The organism is Pseudomonas cichorii (genome assembly GCF_015471405.1).
GTDB classification, from domain to species: Bacteria; Pseudomonadota; Gammaproteobacteria; order Pseudomonadales; family Pseudomonadaceae; genus Aquipseudomonas; species Aquipseudomonas serbiensis.
This window is the reverse complement of sequence record NZ_BLVZ01000008.1, coordinates 21,893-38,065: the sequence shown is the minus strand read 5'-3', so window position 1 is coordinate 38,065 and position 16,173 is coordinate 21,893. Positions and strand designations below refer to the sequence as shown.

The window sequence follows — 16,173 nt, the reverse complement described above, 5'->3', positions numbered from 1 at the left end:
CGGATGTTCTCAAAAATGACGACGATTGTTCCAGATAATTATCAAAACGGTACACGTTCTGCGCTTTGCAGTGCTTGTGTGAACCTTGCCTATACTTTCGCGACACCCGCCGAGGTCTGGCGGAGTCTTTTTGAAAGCAGAGGTAGTCACCTGTGAATCATCTCGTAGTCACTGTGGTTGCACCCGACAAGCCCGGGCAGGTCGAGCGTATCGCCCAATGCATCGCCGATCATGGCGGCAACTGGCTGGAGAGCCGCATGTCGCGCATGGCCGGGCAATTCGCCGGTATCCTGCGGGTTGGCGTCTCGCCTGAAAGCCAGGATGAACTGATCCAGGCCCTGCGGGTGCTGACGGTTCATGGCATTCATGTGCAACTTGCCGAAAGCACAGCCGAAACCCTCGGCTCCTGGAAAACCATCAGCATGCAGCTTGTCGGCAATGACCGCCCCGGCATCGTTCGTGATATCACCCGCTTGCTGACCGGGCAGGGCGTCAACGTCGAAAGCCTGAGCACCGACATCACCCCGGCACCCATGAGCAGCGAACTGCTGTTCCACGCCGACGCGGTACTGGGCGTGCCTCTCACGCTTTCACTGGACGATCTACAGGCCCGGCTCGAAACCCTCGCGGATGATCTGATGGTGGAATTGGTGTTGAAGACGGATATTTGAGTGGCTGCTATCGCACTGTTCGCAGGTTATCCAAGTTAACCGTGCATCCGCCTGTGGATAACCTGGGGAGATTGCCTTGTGCGCCATGACGGGCAAGGCTTTGCGGGAATTGATCAAAAATTCAACAGTTTCAATGGCTTGTACACAAATAAGGTGAACCTGCCTGTGGATAACCGTTGGAGAACCCTTTGCAGGCCACGCAGAACGTGGCTTGCAAAGGGTTGTATGTTTTTTGATCAGGTGCGGCGGCGCAGATTCAGCCAGGCATCAATGCTGTAGATCGCCAGGCCTATCCAGATGCAGACGAAAGTGATGATAGTGCTGGTGTTCAGGTGCTCGCCGTACAGCAGGACCGCAAGTGCCAGCACCAGTGTCGGCGCGATGTATTGCAGGAAGCCCAGGGTGGTGTAGGGCAAGTGGCGGGCGGCGGCGTTGAAGCATACCAGCGGAATCAGCGTCACTGGACCGGCCGCTGCCAGCCATATCGCCTGGCTGGTGGTCCAGAACTCAGGCTGTGCGGTTTGTGCCATTGGGGTGAGCAGCAGCCAGGCGAGGGCCAGCGGGACCAGCATCCAGGTTTCCACGACCAGGCCGGGCAGGGCCGCTACCGGGGCTTTCTTGCGGATCAGGCCGTAGAAGCCGAATGTCAGCGGTAATAACAGCGACACCCACGGCAGATTGCCTACATGCCAGACCTGCTGGGCAACACCGGCCGCTGCCAGCAGCACCGCCAGCCATTGCAGCCGCCGCAGGCGTTCACCCAGCAGCAACATCCCGAGCAGTACGTTGACCAGCGGGTTGATGTAATACCCCAGGCTGGCCTCGACCATGCGTCCGTTGTTCACGGCCCAGACATACACCATCCAGTTGCAGGCGATCAGGCTGCCGCTGAGCGCCAGTACTGCCAGTCGTCGGGGATTCTCGCGCAGCTCGCGCCACCAGCCGGGATGTTTCCAGACCAGAAGCAGCAGGGAGCCGAACAACGCTGACCAGATCGCCCGGTGAATGATGATCTCAAGGGCGGGAACGGCGGCCAGGAGTTTGAAGTACATCGGGAACAGGCCCCAGATGATGTAAGCACTCAGGCCAAGAATGTATCCACGGCGTGGGTTGGCAGCTTGCATGTGGTGTCCTTGTTCTCAACAGCAGGTTTCTGGTTTTTATCGTGGCAGCGCATGCGTCGCAGGTTGTGGGCTTGCGACGCACAAGGCGGGGGTCAGAACAGTTTCAGGGGCTCTTCGTTCAGAACTGACAACTGCTCGCGCAAGGCAAGGATGTGGTCGCCCCAATAACGCTCGGTGCCGAACCACGGAAAGCTGCGCGGGAAGGCCGGGTCGTCCCAGCGCTTTGCCAGCCATGCGCTGTAATGCATCAGGCGCAGGGCGCGCAACGGCTCTATGAGTGCCAGTTCGGCGGGATCGAAGTCGTGAAACTCGTTGTAGCCGTCCATCAGTTCCGACAATTGTCCCAGGCATTCCTGACGATCGCCTGCCAGCATCATCCAGATGTCCTGTACGGCGGGTCCCATACGGCAGTCGTCCAGATCGACAATGTGGAACATCTCATCGCGGCACATCATGTTGCCGGGATGGCAGTCGCCATGGATGCGGATATTGCTGTGTGGCGTTGCGGCGTAGACATCTTCGACCCGCTTGAGCAGGTCGCGGGCAACGGACTCGTAAGCCGGGAGCAGACTGCGCGGAATGCAGTCGTTGGTCAGCAGGTAGTCGAGGGAATCATGGCCGAAGTTTTTCACGGCCAGGGCTTCGCGATGCTCGAACGGCCGGGTCGCGCCCACGGCATGGATGCGCCCCAGCAACTGGCCCAGACGATAGAGCTGATCGAGGTTGCCCGGCTCGGGGGCTCGTCCGCCACGACGCGGGAACAGCGTGAAGCGAAAGTCGCCATGCTCGAAAAGGGTTTTCCCGTCATGCACCAGAGGCGCGACTACTGGCACTTCGACCTCCGCCAGCTCGAAGGTGAAGCTGTGCTCTTCGAGAATCGCCTCGTTGCTCCAGCGCTGTGGACGATAGAACTTGGCGATCAGGGGCTGCTCGTCTTCGATGCCGACTTGATAGACCCGGTTTTCATAGCTGTTGAGGGCCAGGACTCGGGCGTCGCTGAGAAAGCCGATGCTTTCTACTGCATCAAGCACGAGGTCGGGAGTGAGTGTTGCGAATGGGTGGGTCATGCTGACTCCTGCGCGCAGCAGGTCGCCGCGTTGGGCCAGTGATGTTAACGCAGAGTGGTGCCCATCAGCCAAACCACTTGAATCTAATTTCAGGTTTTCGCCAACGTCACGAAACGGTCATGGTTTGTTCGTCGGATAGCCATGTTCGTCGATTAGTGTCGCCGCCAATGAGATCGATCTCAAGCGAGTGACAATGACTGACCTGAAAGAAGTTGCACGCCTGGCTGGTGTATCGCGAGCCACGGCTGCGCGAGCCTTCGCTACCCCCGATGTCGTGCGTCCGGCTACTCGTGACCAGGTATTTGCGGCTGCCCGTGAGTTGGGTTTTCGCCCCAACCGCCTTGGTCGCCAGTTGCGCCTGCAAACCACCAACCTGATTGGAGTGGTGGTGCCTAACCTGCTCAATCCGGTGTTTGCCGAGCAGTTTCAGGCGATGGAGCGTGTGGCCCGCTCCCGAGGTTACAACCTGCTGCTGGCGACCACCGATTACGCCAGTGAGCGCGAAAGCGAAGTGGTGGAAGAGCTGCTGCGCCAGCGGGTGGACGGGTTGGTGCTGACCGTGACCGATGCCGAGCGCAATCTCGTGTTGCAAAGCCTTGCCAGTGAAGACACGCCTTTCGTACTGGCCTATCACCAGACCGATAACCCCGACTACAGCGCTGTGTCTGTGGATAACCGAGCGGGCATGGCGCTGGCGACCCGCTATTTGCTGGATGCCGGGCATCGGCGTGTCGGCATGGTTGCAGGCCCTGCCATGCAGTCCGACCGTGCGCGCCTGCGTTATGCCGGCTATTGCGATGCCATGACCGAACGCGGCCTTGATGTGTTGCCGGTCATTGAAATGCCCGCCCACACCCGCGCCGACTTTGCCGCTCTGATGCCTTTGCTGCATGGCCCGCAAGCGCCTACGGCACTGGTCTGCTCCAACGATTTGCTGGCGATCAGCCTGATTGCCGAGTTGCGCCGTAACGGTCTCGGCGTGCCTGAGCGCTTTTCAGTCATCGGTTTCGACGGCATCGCCCTCGGCACCCAGATGCATCCGACGCTGTGCAGTGTCGTTCAGCCGATTGCGGCGTTGGCACAGATCGTTATCGATCAGTTGCTGGCTCAGATCTGCGGGGCGGCACCGGTTTCCCATTGTCTGCCGTGCCATATCCGGCCCGGTGAAAGTACCCAGCCCCATGAGGAGATGCTTCATGTTCAGTCTCAGTAAAACCCTGTCGGCTTTGCTGCTCTGTGGTGTGGCCAGTCTGGCTCAGGCCGCTGAAACCGCTATCTGTTACAACTGCCCGCCTGAGTGGGCTGATTGGGGGACGCAGCTCAAGGCCATTGCCGACAAGACCGGCGTACAGGTCCCGCTGGACAACAAGAACTCCGGTCAGGCGCTGGCGCAGATCGTTGCCGAACAGGCGGCTCCCGTGGCCGACGTGGTGTATTACGGCGTGACCTTCGGCTTGCAGGCGCAGAAGGCCGGTGTCGTCGATACCTACAAGCCCAGGCACTGGGATGATATTCCGGCGGGCCTGAAAGACCCGGCTGGCCACTGGTTCGCGATTCATTCCGGCACCCTTGGCATCATGGTCAACGTCGATGCTCTGGGCGGTCTGCCGGTGCCTCAGAGCTGGGCGGATCTGCTCAAGCCTGAATACAAAGGCATGGTCGGCTACCTCGATCCGTCCAGTGCGTTCGTCGGTTATGTATCGGCAGTTGCCATCAACCAGGCCATGGGCGGCACGCTGGATAACTTCGCTCCGGCCATCGATTACTTCCAGAAGCTGGCGAAAAACTCACCCATCGTGCCCAAGCAGACTGCTTATGCACGGGTGTTGTCCGGTGAGTTGCCGATCCTGATCGACTACGACTTCAACGCTTATCGCGCCCGTTACAAGGACAAGGCCAACGTCGCTTTCGTGATCCCTCAGGAAGGCACCATCGGTGTGCCGTATGTCATGAGCATGATCAACAAGGCGCCGCATCGCGCCAACGCCGAGAAGGTGCTGGATTTTGTGCTGTCCGATGAAGGTCAGGCGCTCTGGGCCAAGGCGTATCTGCGCCCTGTTCGCTCGAAAGTCCCGGCCGAGGTGGCGGCTCAGTTCCTGCCGGACAGCGATTACGCCCGTGCTGGCGTTGTGGATTACCAGCAGATGGCCACAGTGCAGGAAGCCTTCGCCGCCCGCTATCTGCGTGAGGTGAAGTAATGTCAGCCTCGCTGGAGCATGCGGGCACTGTGCGGCCGGGCAGATTCCCCAGGCTGTGCCTGCGCCCGACCGCTGCCGTGGCGCTTGCCCCGGCAATGGCGGTGTTGCTGGCTTTCTGGTTGCTGCCGCTTGCGCACTTGATTGTCCTGGGCGGGCAGAGCCCTGAAGGCAGCGACAGTGGTTATTGGCAGGTGCTGAGCAGTGCTCAATATCTGGGCAGTCTTGCGCAGACCTGTCTGCTGGCCATCGTGGTTACGCTCGCCGCTTTGCTGGTGGGCGGTATCAGCGGTGTGTTTCTTGCGCGGCAGCGCTTTTTCGGCCGCTCGGCATTGGTGGCCTTGCTGACCTTTCCGCTGGCGTTTCCCGGCGTGGTCGTGGGCTTTCTGGTGATCCTGCTGGCCGGGCGTCAGGGCATCTTTGCCGCGCTCGGGCTTGAGCTGGCGGGTGAGCGCTGGGTTTTCGCCTATTCGCTGACAGGCTTGTTCATTGGCTATCTGTATTTCTCGATCCCCCGGGTGATCCTCACCGTGATGGCTGCCTGCGAAAGTCTGGACCGCAGCCTGGAGGAGGCCGCGCATTCATTGGGTGCCGGTCACTGGCGGGTGGTCTGTGACGTGATCGTGCCCGGCCTGGCCCCGGCTCTGGTGTCCTGTGGCGCAATCTGTTTCGCGACTTCCATGGGCGCTTTCGGTACGGCGTTCACACTCGGGACCCGACTGAACGTCACGCCGGTCGCGATCTACAACGTGTTCACCAACTACGCCAACTTCACCGTGGCTGCGGCATTGTCCGTGATTCTCGGTGCGGTGACCTGGGCGGTCCTGCTGGTGGCTAGTCGTCTGGCCAAGACTTCAGGAGCCGCGCTGTGAAACGTCCTGCACTGTTTACGGCACAACTGCTTTTTACCCTGTTGGTCTGCGCGTTCATGTTGGTCCCGGTGGTGTTGTCACTGCTGGCCGGCCTGACGCGCAATTATTTTCAGGGCCTGTCCAGCGGCCTGACCTTCGATTGGCTGTTGCAAGTCTGGCAGGCCTACTCGCCGACGGTCTGGCTGTCGCTGCAACTGGCGTTGGCCTGTGCCTTTTGTGTGTGTCTGATCGGTGTGCCTGCGGCGTATGCGCTGGTGCGGATGAATAACCGTTTCAGTCGCGCTTTCGAGGAGCTGATGGTCTTGCCCGTTGCCATGCCGGGCCTGGCCAGCGCCTTGGCGTTGCTGCTGACTTATGGGCAGTTCGGTGATTTTCGCGGCAGTTGGTTGTTCATTCTGGTGGGGCATGTGCTGTTCACCTTGCCGTTTCTGGTTCGTCCGGTCATGGCCGTGATGCAGCGTCAGCAACTGCCGGTTCTCGAAGAGGCCGCTGCCAGCCTGGGGGCAGGGCCGCTCAAGCGTTTTTTCAGCGTGGTAGTGCCCAACTGCCGGGCCGGGATTCTTGCGGGCGTGTTGATGGTCGTGACCTTGTCGCTGGGCGAGTTCAACCTGACCTGGATGCTCCACACCCCCATGACCAAAACCCTGCCTGTTGGGTTGGCCGACAGCTATGCCTCGGCACGCCTGGAAGTTGCCAGCGCCTACACCCTTCTATTTCTGTTGCTGATCGTGCCGCTGCTTATTGCATTGCAGGCCATCAGTGCCCGTCTTGCCCGTGGAGAGAGCCGATGAGCGGAACCACCATACGCCTGCAGGGTTGCCGCAAGGCGTTTCCTGACGGCACGGTCGCTGTACATGATTTGCACCTGACCATAGAACCGGGCGAAACCCTGGCCATTCTCGGGCCTTCCGGGTGCGGCAAGACCACCACCTTGCGCTTGATTGCCGGGCTTGAGCGCCCGGATGTCGGGCAAGTGCTGTTCGACGATCAGGATGTCACGCGCTTGCCTATCGAGCGGCGCGATGTGGGGATGGTGTTCCAGAACTATGCGCTGTTTCCCAATCTCGATGTGGCGGGCAATATCGTTTATGGCCTGAAGATTCGCGGCATGTCGCCCGCCGAGCGCAACAAGCGCTGCACCGAACTGCTGGAGCTGGTGGGCCTGCACGATCATGGCAAGCGCAGCATTCACGAACTGTCCGGCGGGCAGCGTCAACGCGTGGCATTGGCTCGCGCCCTGGCGCCTCGTCCTCGCGTGCTGTTGCTGGATGAGCCGCTTGCTGCGCTGGATGCCCAGTTGCGTGAGCGTTTGCGCAGTGAACTTGATCAACTGCTGCGTGGCCTGGGGATCACATCCGTGTTTGTCACCCACGATCAGGGCGAAGCCATGGCGCTGGGTGATCGCATTCTGGTCATGGAAAAAGGCCGCGTCGCACAACTGGCCAGCCCGCGGGAAATCTATCAACAACCTGCCAATGCCTTCGTGGCCGGTTTCGTCGGCAACCTCAACGCTTTCAGCGTGCTTGAGCGTACGCCACTTGGTTTGAAAGTCAGTGGCGGCGAGTTGCCCTGGAATGCTGCTCAGGCACCGACCATCGTCTATTGCCGCCCGGAGCACCTGCGCGTGACGTCCGCCAGTGGGCATCTGCAAGGTCGATTGGTAGGGCAGTTTTTCCAGGGCGCGCAAAGCCGCTTGCTGGTGGATGTTGGTGGTGCGCAGCCGCTGTTGGTGGACAGTTCAGACAATGTCATCCATGCCGCCGGTGCCTCTATTGCCTTGAGCGTCGAGCCTCAAGCGCTGTTTACCCTGTCTTCGTGACGCCGTTCTAACCGAGAGATCATTTTGAATCGTCCCTTTCTCATCGCTCAAATCAGCGACCTGCACCTCAAAGCCGGTGGGCGTCTGACCTATGGTGTCGTGGATACTCTGGGTGCTTTGCGTCGTGCGGTTGAGCACATCAACGCCAGTACACCGCGCCCCGATATCGTGGTTGTCAGCGGGGACCTGGTGGATTTCGGTCGCGCTGACGAATATGCCGTGCTCAAGCCGGAGCTGGAGCGTTTGCATATGCCGTTCTATCTGGTGCCCGGCAATCATGATGACCGTGAGCATCTGCTGGCCGCTTTTGCCGATCACATGTATTTGCCGCTATCGGCAAGCGCGCCGCTGGACTGGGTGGTCGAGCAGTATCCCGTGCGTTTGATCGGCATGGATTCGACCATTCCGGGAGAGCATGGCGGGCGGCTGGATTACTGCCAGCTCGATTGGCTGCACACCCAGTTATCCCGACGACCCGATGTGCCGACAGTGTTGATCCTGCACCATCCGCCGTTTATCAGCGGCATCGGCCATATGGACCTTCAGCCTTTTGGCAATGCGGCGGCCCTGGAGCAGTTGATTGCCTTGCACCCTCAAGTCGAGCGTTTGCTGTGCGGGCATCTGCACCGACCGATGCAGCGTCGGTTTGGCGGCAGCATGGCGTGTGTTTGCCCCGGTACTTCACATCAGATCGTGCTCGACCTTGAAGAGGCTGCACCGGCGCATTTCAATCTGGAACCCGCGGGCTACCTGTTGCATCGCTGGCATCCACAAGACGGGCTGGTGACTCACAACGCAGTGTTTGGCGATCACGAAGGGCCGTACCCTTTCTACGATGCCAACGGGTTGATTGACTGATATCCCGACAGGCGTAGGAGCGAATTCATTCGCGAATGAATTCGCTCCTACGGGATAAATACCCGTGTGGAGGCGATTGGATCAGGCGCCGATGATGCCGCCATCTTCGCGGGTAATCACCATCACCGAGGACCGTGGTTTGCCGTCGGGCAGGTGCTCGGGGAAGGTGGATCCGCCGTTTTCGCCAGGGTGCTGAATCCCCACGAACATCGTCTTGTAGTCCGGCGCGAAGCTGATGCCGGTCACTTCGCAACCGATCGGCCCGACCAGGAAGCGGCGGATTTCACCGCTGTGCGGGTCGGCGCAGAGCATCTGGTTATTGCCCATGCCAGCGAAGTCACCCTTGTTGCTGGAGTCGCCGTCGGTCTGTATCCACAGGCGACCCGCTTCGTCGAAGCTCAGGCCGTCCGGGCTGTTGAACATGTTCTGGGCATTGACGTTGCTTGACCCGCCTTGTGGCTTGCCGGCATGTACGACCGGGTTGCCCGCGACCACGAACAGATCCCACTCGAACTCCATGGCCGATGCATTATCTTCGGCTTCCCTCCAACGCAGGATCTGTCCGTACTGGTTCTTGGCTCTCGGGTTAGGTCCGCCAACAGGCTGGCCGTCATCGCCGCGCTTGGCGTTGTTGGTGAGGGTGCAATAGACCTGGCCATCCTTGGGGCTGACCACGATCCATTCCGGACGGTCCATGCGTGTGGCTTTCACCACGCTGGCGGCCAGACGTGCATGAATCAGCACTTCGGCCTGGCTGTTGAAGCCGGCAGCGGCATCCAGGCCGTTCTTGCCGTGTGTCAGCTCGATCCACTGGCCTTTGCCTTTCGGCCGATCCGGGTTGTTGTCGCCGCCGTCGAACTGCGCCACATACAGCGTGCCGTGATCCAGCAGGTTGCGGTTGGCCTTGGGGTCCTGGTGGTCGATCTTGTCGCGGCTGATGAACTTGTAGATGAACTCGCCACGTTCGTCGTCGCCCATGTACACCACGACGCGACCGCCCTTGGTTTCGGTCAGTGCGGCGTTTTCATGCTTGAAGCGGCCCAGCGCGGTGCGTTTGAGCGGTGTGGATTTCGGGTCGAATGGATCGATCTCGACCACCCAGCCGTGACGATTGGCCTCGTTGGGATTCTTGGCCACATCGAAGCGCGGATCGTGTTGATGCCAGTTGATGTCTTTGCTGGCAGCCACGACGCCGTAACGCTTGAGGCCCGCATCGAACTTCTGCTCCGGATTGCTGCTGCCGAAACAGTCGGTGAAGTTCTCTTCGCAGGTCAGGTAAGTGCCCCATGGCGTCTTGCCGTTGGCGCAGTTCTGGAAGGTGCCCAAGGCATGCTTGCCCGCCTTGTCGGCATCGGTCTTGAGCCATTCATGGCCGGCAGCCGGGCCGCTCAGGTCGATGGGCGTGTTGCCATGAATGCGACGGTTGTACTTTGAGTCCTGCACGAACTGCCACTGGCCGTTCTTCTGCTGGACTTCGATGACCGATACGCCCTCGGCGGCCAGTGCCTTCTGCACTTCTTCAGCCGATTGCGGCTCCTTGCCATGATCGAAGAGGTAGCGGTAGTTGGTGTATTCGTTGTTGATCGCCATCAGCGCCCGGTCTTTATGGCCGGGCATCGGGAACAGGCTCATGCCATCGTTGTTGTCGCCGAACTGCACTTCCTGCGCCTTGGCGGTGCCTTTGCCGCTCGGGTCGAAAGCCGGACCGCCTGCCTGCAAGGGCTGGCCCCAACTGATGAGAACCGAGGATTTATAGCCTGGCGGCAGGCTGATGGTATCTGCCGTGGCGGCTGGAATGCTGTCAAAGCCCAGCAGCTTGCCCGATGCGGCGCTGACACTGGTGGCCAGTGCGCTGCGGGTCAGCAGGTTGCCGCCCAGAAACATCGCAGCACCGCACAGTGCGCCTGCGCCAATGAATCCACGACGAGTGAGGCCGACCATCTTTTCGAGGTCGGTTGATTGATTTTCTTCTAATAGTTTCATCATCACGGCTCCCACAGAGGTGGCAGCCACGATAATTGCCGCATATGACGAAATTGTGTCGAGGGGATGACGACACAGGCGCTTACAAAGATGTGCCCAGCAAGACCAGAGACGGCGCGAACTGAACCTGCACCCGACTGCCCGTTTCCAGTTGCAGGGCCTGAAGCTGTTCAGAGGGCGCCAAGGCACACAGCGTCTGGCCTCCAGGCAGGCTGATGCGTACTTCGCAAGGGCCGTCTTCGGCTTCGAGAATGGTATCGATCAGTCCGAGCAGGCAATTGTTTCCATTTGTTTCTTCGTGGTCGTGGGGAAACAACTCAAGCCAGCCTGCCTTGATGAGAGCGACGACATCGGTATCGAGGCCCAGATCCAGACGCAGGGTGCTGTCATGGGTGATCTGCGCCTCAATGAACACCTCGTCCGCCATTTTCAGGCGAATATGGTCGTTGTGCCCATGTCGCATGATGCTCACGATACGGCCCAGCAACTGGTTGCGGGCGCTGGTGCGCAGGGTCAGGCGACTGAGCAGGTCCAGGTCCGCGCTTTCTTCGGTGGCTTCCAGCACCTGGGCCTGTAATGCCTGCAGTCGTTGATAGAGACGCAGCACGCGCTCACCTTCGGCGGACAGTTTTGCGCCACCGCCACCTCGTCCGCCGACACTGCGCTCGACCAAGGGCTTTTGCGCCAGATTGTTCAGTTCATCGATGGCGTCCCAGGTTGCCTTGTAACTCAACCCCGCACTTTTGGCCGCCCGGGTGATGGAGCCTTGCTCAGCGATGTGTTGCAGCAACTCGATGCGCTGTGGGCGACGGATCATATGTTGCGTCAGCAGAGTCGGTAAGGGCATGGCGACGGATTGTGTGGCTGATGGGAAGAGCGAAGTGTAAGGCAAGTCGGCGAGCGAAACGATCAACCCTCGGGCTTGGGTGTTCTGGCCAGGCAGTAAACATCCACCCGCCGCGCTCCGTTCCTGAGCAGGGCACGGGCAATCACATCGGCTGTAGAACCTGTGGTCAGCACATCGTCTACCAAGGCCAGATGCTTGCCTTGTATCCAGGCCGCATCGACCACCTTGAAGGCGCCGTTCAGGTTACGTTTGCGGGTTTTTGCGTCCAGCCCTTGCTGGGCCGTTGTCTCGCGGATGCGAAGCAACTGGCGTTCATCCACTGGCAGGCTCAGAGTTTTGCCGAGCCAGTCGGCCAGCATGCCCGCCTGGTTGTAGCCGCGCTGGCGCAGACGTTTGTTGGCCAAGGGAACGGGCAGCAGACAATCGGGGCGGGCAAGGCCCTCGTCGAAGCGGTGTTGCAGGAATTGCCCGGCCAGTTCGGCCAGCAATTGCCCCATGGGCCACCGGCTCTGGTGTTTAAAGCGAGTGATCAGGCTGTCGACCGGAAAATCGTACAGCCAGGGAGCGATGACCTCCGTGAACGCCGGTGGCTTTTTGAGGCATTGTCCGCAAGTCAGACCGCAGACCGGAAGCGGCAGGGCGCAATTCAGGCATTGGTCGCCAAGCCAGGGCAAATCGGTTTCACAGGCCACGCAGACAGGAAAAGGTGCATCGCTGAGTTCATCGCATAATAAACAGATTTGTTTGTTTTTTAACCAGATGTAAACCTTGTGTTTGTAATCGGGTTGACAGCGCATGGCTCTTCCTTAAATATGCCGAACATCCGTGTAGCGCTTGTGGGCTTTCTTCGCCTTGGCGCATTGCCTGAAAAAACCAAGGAGCCGCCCAATGAGCGCCAGCACCACCGCCACTCTGCGTCACGACTGGACTTTAGCCGAGGTCAAGGCGTTGTTCGTACAGCCATTCAATGACCTGCTGTTTCAGGCGCAGACTGTGCACCGCGCTCACTTCGACGCCAACCGCGTCCAGGTTTCGACCCTGCTGTCGATCAAGACCGGCGCCTGCCCTGAAGACTGCAAGTACTGTCCGCAATCCGGTCACTACAACACCGGTCTTGAGAAAGAAAAGCTGCTGGAAGTGCAGAAGGTTCTGGAAGAAGCCGCTCGCGCGAAGGCCATCGGTTCGACCCGTTTCTGCATGGGTGCGGCCTGGAAACATCCATCGGCCAAAGACATGCCCTACGTGCTGGAAATGGTCAAAGGTGTCAAAGCCATGGGCCTGGAAACCTGCATGACCCTGGGTCGTCTGGATCAGGACCAGACTGAAGCGCTGGCCCAGGCGGGTCTGGATTACTACAACCACAACCTGGACACCTCGCCGGAGTTCTACGGCAACATCATTACCACCCGCACATACAGCGAGCGTTTGCAGACCCTGGCGTATGTGCGCGATGCGGGAATGAAGATCTGCTCCGGTGGCATTCTGGGCATGGGCGAGTCGCTGGACGACCGCGCCGGGCTGTTGATTCAGTTGGCGAACCTGCCTGAGCACCCGGAGTCGGTGCCGATCAACATGCTGGTGAAAGTCGCAGGCACGCCGCTGGAGAACGCCGAGGAAGTCGATCCATTCGACTTCATCCGCATGCTGGCCGTGGCTCGTATTCTGATGCCGCAGTCCCATGTCCGCCTGTCGGCCGGTCGCGAGGCGATGAACGAGCAGATGCAGGCCCTGGCGTTCTTCGCCGGTGCCAATTCGATTTTCTACGGCGAGAAATTGCTGACTACCGCCAACCCGCAGGCCGACAAGGACATGCTGTTGTTCTCGCGTCTGGGGATCAAGCCCGAAGCCCGCGAAGAGCACGCCGATGAAGTTCACCAGGCCGCCATCGAACAGGCGCTGGTCGAGCAGAAGAGCAGCGCCATGTTCTACGACGCGGCGTCTGCCTGATCCTCGTGACCGGGCCGCTTGCGAGCGGCCCGGTTTGAATCATCTTTTCTGAAGACCGGGGCCTGCATGTCTTTCGATCTCCGCACGCGCCTTGAAGCGCGGCGTGCCGAACATCTCTATCGCCAGCGTCCACTGCTGCAAAGCCCGCAAGGCCCGCAGGTGACGGTCGATGGCCAGCCGCTTGTGGCGTTCTGCAACAACGATTACATGGGCCTGGCCAACCATCCTGAAGTGATCGCCGCCTGGCAGGCGGGCGCAGAGCGTTGGGGCGTGGGTGGTGGCGCTTCACATCTGGTGATCGGTCACAGCGGTCCGCATCACGAGCTTGAAGAAGCCTTGGCCGAACTCACCGGCCGCCCGCGAGCGTTGTTGTTCTCCAATGGCTATATGGCCAACCTCGGTGCCGTGACGGCGCTGGTGGGGCAGGGCGATACGGTGCTGGAAGACCGGCTCAATCATGCTTCGCTGCTGGATGCCGGTCTGCTCAGCGGCGCGCGCTTTTCCCGTTACCTGCACAACGACGTGGCCAGCCTGAATGCCCGGCTGGAAAAAGCCGTCGGCGATACGCTGGTGGTCACCGATGGCGTGTTCAGCATGGATGGCGATATCGCCGACCTGCCCGCGCTGGCGCAAGCTGCAAAAGCCAAGGGTGCCTGGCTGATGGTGGACGATGCCCATGGCTTCGGCCCGCTGGGGGCTAACGGTGCCGGTATCGTCGAGCACTTTGGGCTGAGCATGGAAGATGTGCCGGTGCTGGTCGGCACGCTGGGCAAGTCATTCGGTACGTCGGGTGCTTTTGTGGCGGGCAGCGAGGAGTTGATCGAAACCCTGATCCAGTTCGCCCGGCCCTACATTTATACGACCAGCCAGCCGCCCGCACTGGCCTGCGCCACGCTCAAGAGCCTGGAGCTGCTGCGCACCGAGCATTGGCGTCGCGAGCATCTGGCACGTTTGATTCAGCAGTTTCGCAGTGGCGCCGAGCAGATCGGTCTGCAACTGATGGACAGCTTCACGCCAATCCAGCCGATCATGATCGGCGATGCCGGCCGTGCCTTGCGCTTGTCGCAGATGTTGCGTGAGCGAGGCTTGCTGGTGACTGCGATTCGTCCACCGACCGTGCCCGCTGGCAGCGCCCGTTTGCGGGTGACGTTGTCTGCGGCGCACAGTGCCGACCAAGTGCAGCTATTGTTGAATGCACTGGAGCAGTGTTACCCGCTGCTGGGTGCAAGTGAATCGATGGAGTCCGAGCATGCGTGATCGCTTGATCCTGCTATCTGGCTGGGGCCTTGGTGTCTCGCCACTTGAGCCGCTGGCCGCTGCATTGCGCGGGCTGGATGAGCATTTGCGGGTCGAGATCGAGCCGTTGCCGGTACTCGACAGCAGCGACGTTCAGGATTGGCTCGATGAGCTGGACGCCAACATCCCGACCGGTGCCTGGCTGGGCGGCTGGTCGCTGGGTGGCATGCTGGCTGCGGAACTGGCAGCGCGACGCGGCGACGATTGCTGCGGGTTGCTGACCCTGGCGAGCAATGCCAGTTTCGTGACCCGTGGCGCGTGGCCCAATGCAATGGCGGAAGGCGAGTTCTCGGCTTTTCTGGCCGGTTGCTCGGCGGATTCCGATGCCACTTTGAAGCGCTTCAGCCTGCTGTGTACCCAGGGCGCTGAAGACCCTCGCGGTCTGTCGCGTCTGCTCAAGGCCGGGGCGCCCCAGACGTCGACGAACACGCTGGTCGATGGCCTGAAAGTACTGGGGCAGCTCGATACCCGCAGTGCCTTGCAGACCTATCGCGGCCCGCAATTGCATCTGTTCGCGGGGCACGATGCTTTCGTGCCCGCCGAGGCCGCAGGTGATCTCCTGGCACTGCTGCCGGATATTGAAGTTGGTCTGATTGAACAGGCCAGCCATGCGTTCATCCTGGAAAACCCTCATGGAGTGGCAGCGGCGATCCAGGCCTTTTTGCATGAGTCGGGCGATGACTGATCTTTCCCACGTCAAATTACCCGGAGGCTTGCCTGACAAGCGTCAGGTCGCCGAGTCATTTTCCCGCGCCGCTGGCAGCTACGACAGCGTGGCGGATTTGCAGCGGGCTGTCGGCCATGAGCTGTTTACACGTTTGCCCGAAGAGTTGAGCCCGTCGCGCTGGCTGGATCTGGGGTGCGGCACCGGCTATTTCAGCCGGCTGCTGGGGCAGGCTTTCAAGGACAGCGAAGGCGTTGCACTGGATATCGCTCAGGGCATGTTGCGTCATGCCCGGCCATTGGGCGGTGCCCGTTACTTTGTGGCGGGCGATGCCGAGCGTATGCCGCTACAGGCGCAAAGTTGCGAGCTGGTTTTCTCCAGCCTCGCGGTGCAATGGTGTGCGGACTTTGCCGCAGTGCTCAGTGAGGCCAGCCGGGTTTTGCAGCCCGGTGGTGTATTTGCGTTTTCCAGTTTGTGTGTCGGGACTTTGCAGGAACTGCGGGACAGTTGGCAGACAGTCGATGGTCTGGTACACGTCAATCGTTTTCGCGAGCTGGATGACTATCGCCAGTTGTGTGCTGCCAGTGGTTTGCGCGTGCGTAGCCTTGAGGTCCGGCCGCATGTGCTGTATTACCCGGATGTGCGCAGCCTGACCCATGAACTGAAAGCATTGGGTGCGCATAATCTCAATCCCGGACGCCCAGGTGGCTTGACGGGAAGGGAGCGGATTCGTGGCCTGGTTGAGGCCTACGAGACGTTTCGCCAGAACGCTGGGCTACCCGCCACCTATCAAGTGGTCTATGCGGTGCTTGAAAAAAACTGATGGGCTT

16 protein-coding genes are annotated in these 16,173 nt (G+C 60.3%); 11 read left to right on the top strand and 5 right to left on the bottom strand.

Going from position 1 to position 16,173, the window contains the following annotated elements; translation table 11 throughout:
• Positions 1 to 152: 152 nt before the first annotated feature.
• On the top strand, positions 153 to 671 hold the full coding sequence (locus tag JL015_RS13820; protein WP_201018843.1) for a glycine cleavage system protein R: 519 nt from the start codon (positions 153 to 155) through the stop codon (positions 669 to 671).
• A 236-nt stretch (positions 672 to 907) separates the two neighbouring features.
• On the opposite strand, the gene rarD is transcribed toward JL015_RS13820, so the two are convergent.
• Entirely contained in the window at positions 908 to 1,795 is an 888-nt protein-coding gene (gene rarD, locus JL015_RS13815; protein WP_201018842.1) for an EamA family transporter RarD, read from the bottom strand.
• 92 nt (positions 1,796 to 1,887) lie between these two features.
• Positions 1,888 to 2,862, bottom strand: a complete 975-nt coding sequence (locus tag JL015_RS13810) for a serine/threonine protein kinase (protein WP_201018841.1) — start codon at positions 2,860 to 2,862, stop codon at positions 1,888 to 1,890.
• A 193-nt stretch (positions 2,863 to 3,055) separates the two neighbouring features.
• On the opposite strand from JL015_RS13810, the gene JL015_RS13805 reads away from it, so the two are divergent.
• From JL015_RS13805 to JL015_RS13780, 6 genes are read left to right on the top strand one after another with little or no spacing between them, the layout of a single operon-like run.
• Entirely contained in the window at positions 3,056 to 4,075 is a 1,020-nt protein-coding gene (locus tag JL015_RS13805) for a substrate-binding domain-containing protein (RefSeq protein WP_201018840.1), read from the top strand.
• On the top strand, positions 4,059 to 5,060 hold the full coding sequence (locus tag JL015_RS13800) for an ABC transporter substrate-binding protein (protein ID WP_201018839.1): 1,002 nt from the start codon (positions 4,059 to 4,061) through the stop codon (positions 5,058 to 5,060). Before JL015_RS13805 ends, JL015_RS13800 begins: the two co-directional genes overlap by 17 nt.
• Entirely contained in the window at positions 5,060 to 5,929 is an 870-nt protein-coding gene (locus tag JL015_RS13795) for an ABC transporter permease (RefSeq protein WP_201018838.1), read from the top strand. The genes JL015_RS13800 and JL015_RS13795 overlap by 1 nt, the downstream gene beginning before the upstream one ends.
• Positions 5,926 to 6,720 (top strand): ABC transporter permease, encoded by a 795-nt coding sequence (locus JL015_RS13790; protein WP_201018837.1) that lies wholly within the window; start codon positions 5,926 to 5,928, stop codon positions 6,718 to 6,720. Before JL015_RS13795 ends, JL015_RS13790 begins: the two co-directional genes overlap by 4 nt.
• Positions 6,717 to 7,748: an ABC transporter ATP-binding protein gene (locus JL015_RS13785; RefSeq protein WP_201018836.1), complete on the top strand. Its 1,032-nt coding sequence runs from the start codon at positions 6,717 to 6,719 to the stop codon at positions 7,746 to 7,748. The genes JL015_RS13790 and JL015_RS13785 overlap by 4 nt, the downstream gene beginning before the upstream one ends.
• A gap of 24 nt (positions 7,749 to 7,772) precedes the next feature.
• Positions 7,773 to 8,606, top strand: a complete 834-nt coding sequence (locus JL015_RS13780; protein WP_201018835.1) for a phosphodiesterase — start codon at positions 7,773 to 7,775, stop codon at positions 8,604 to 8,606.
• An 81-nt stretch (positions 8,607 to 8,687) separates the two neighbouring features.
• On the opposite strand, the gene JL015_RS13775 is transcribed toward JL015_RS13780, so the two are convergent.
• From JL015_RS13775 to JL015_RS13765, 3 genes are all read right to left on the bottom strand, one after another.
• Positions 8,688 to 10,589, bottom strand: a complete 1,902-nt coding sequence (locus JL015_RS13775; RefSeq protein ID WP_201019029.1) for a PhoX family protein — start codon at positions 10,587 to 10,589, stop codon at positions 8,688 to 8,690.
• An 82-nt stretch (positions 10,590 to 10,671) separates the two neighbouring features.
• Entirely contained in the window at positions 10,672 to 11,436 is a 765-nt protein-coding gene (locus JL015_RS13770; protein WP_201018834.1) for a TOBE domain-containing protein, read from the bottom strand.
• Positions 11,437 to 11,498: 62 nt separating this feature from the next.
• Positions 11,499 to 12,233 (bottom strand): ComF family protein, encoded by a 735-nt coding sequence (locus JL015_RS13765; RefSeq protein ID WP_201018833.1) that lies wholly within the window; start codon positions 12,231 to 12,233, stop codon positions 11,499 to 11,501.
• A gap of 91 nt (positions 12,234 to 12,324) precedes the next feature.
• On the opposite strand from JL015_RS13765, the gene bioB reads away from it, so the two are divergent.
• From bioB to bioC, 4 genes are all read left to right on the top strand, one after another.
• Complete coding sequence (gene bioB, locus JL015_RS13760; protein ID WP_122317437.1) at positions 12,325 to 13,383, top strand: biotin synthase BioB; 1,059 nt, start codon at positions 12,325 to 12,327, stop codon at positions 13,381 to 13,383.
• 66 nt (positions 13,384 to 13,449) lie between these two features.
• Complete coding sequence (bioF, locus tag JL015_RS13755; RefSeq protein WP_201018832.1) at positions 13,450 to 14,640, top strand: 8-amino-7-oxononanoate synthase; 1,191 nt, start codon at positions 13,450 to 13,452, stop codon at positions 14,638 to 14,640.
• Positions 14,633 to 15,364 (top strand): alpha/beta fold hydrolase, encoded by a 732-nt coding sequence (locus tag JL015_RS13750; RefSeq protein WP_201018831.1) that lies wholly within the window; start codon positions 14,633 to 14,635, stop codon positions 15,362 to 15,364. Before bioF ends, JL015_RS13750 begins: the two co-directional genes overlap by 8 nt.
• Positions 15,357 to 16,166, top strand: coding sequence for a malonyl-ACP O-methyltransferase BioC (bioC, locus tag JL015_RS13745; RefSeq protein WP_201018830.1), 810 nt, complete (start codon positions 15,357 to 15,359; stop codon positions 16,164 to 16,166). Before JL015_RS13750 ends, bioC begins: the two co-directional genes overlap by 8 nt.
• Positions 16,167 to 16,173 lie beyond the last annotated feature (7 nt).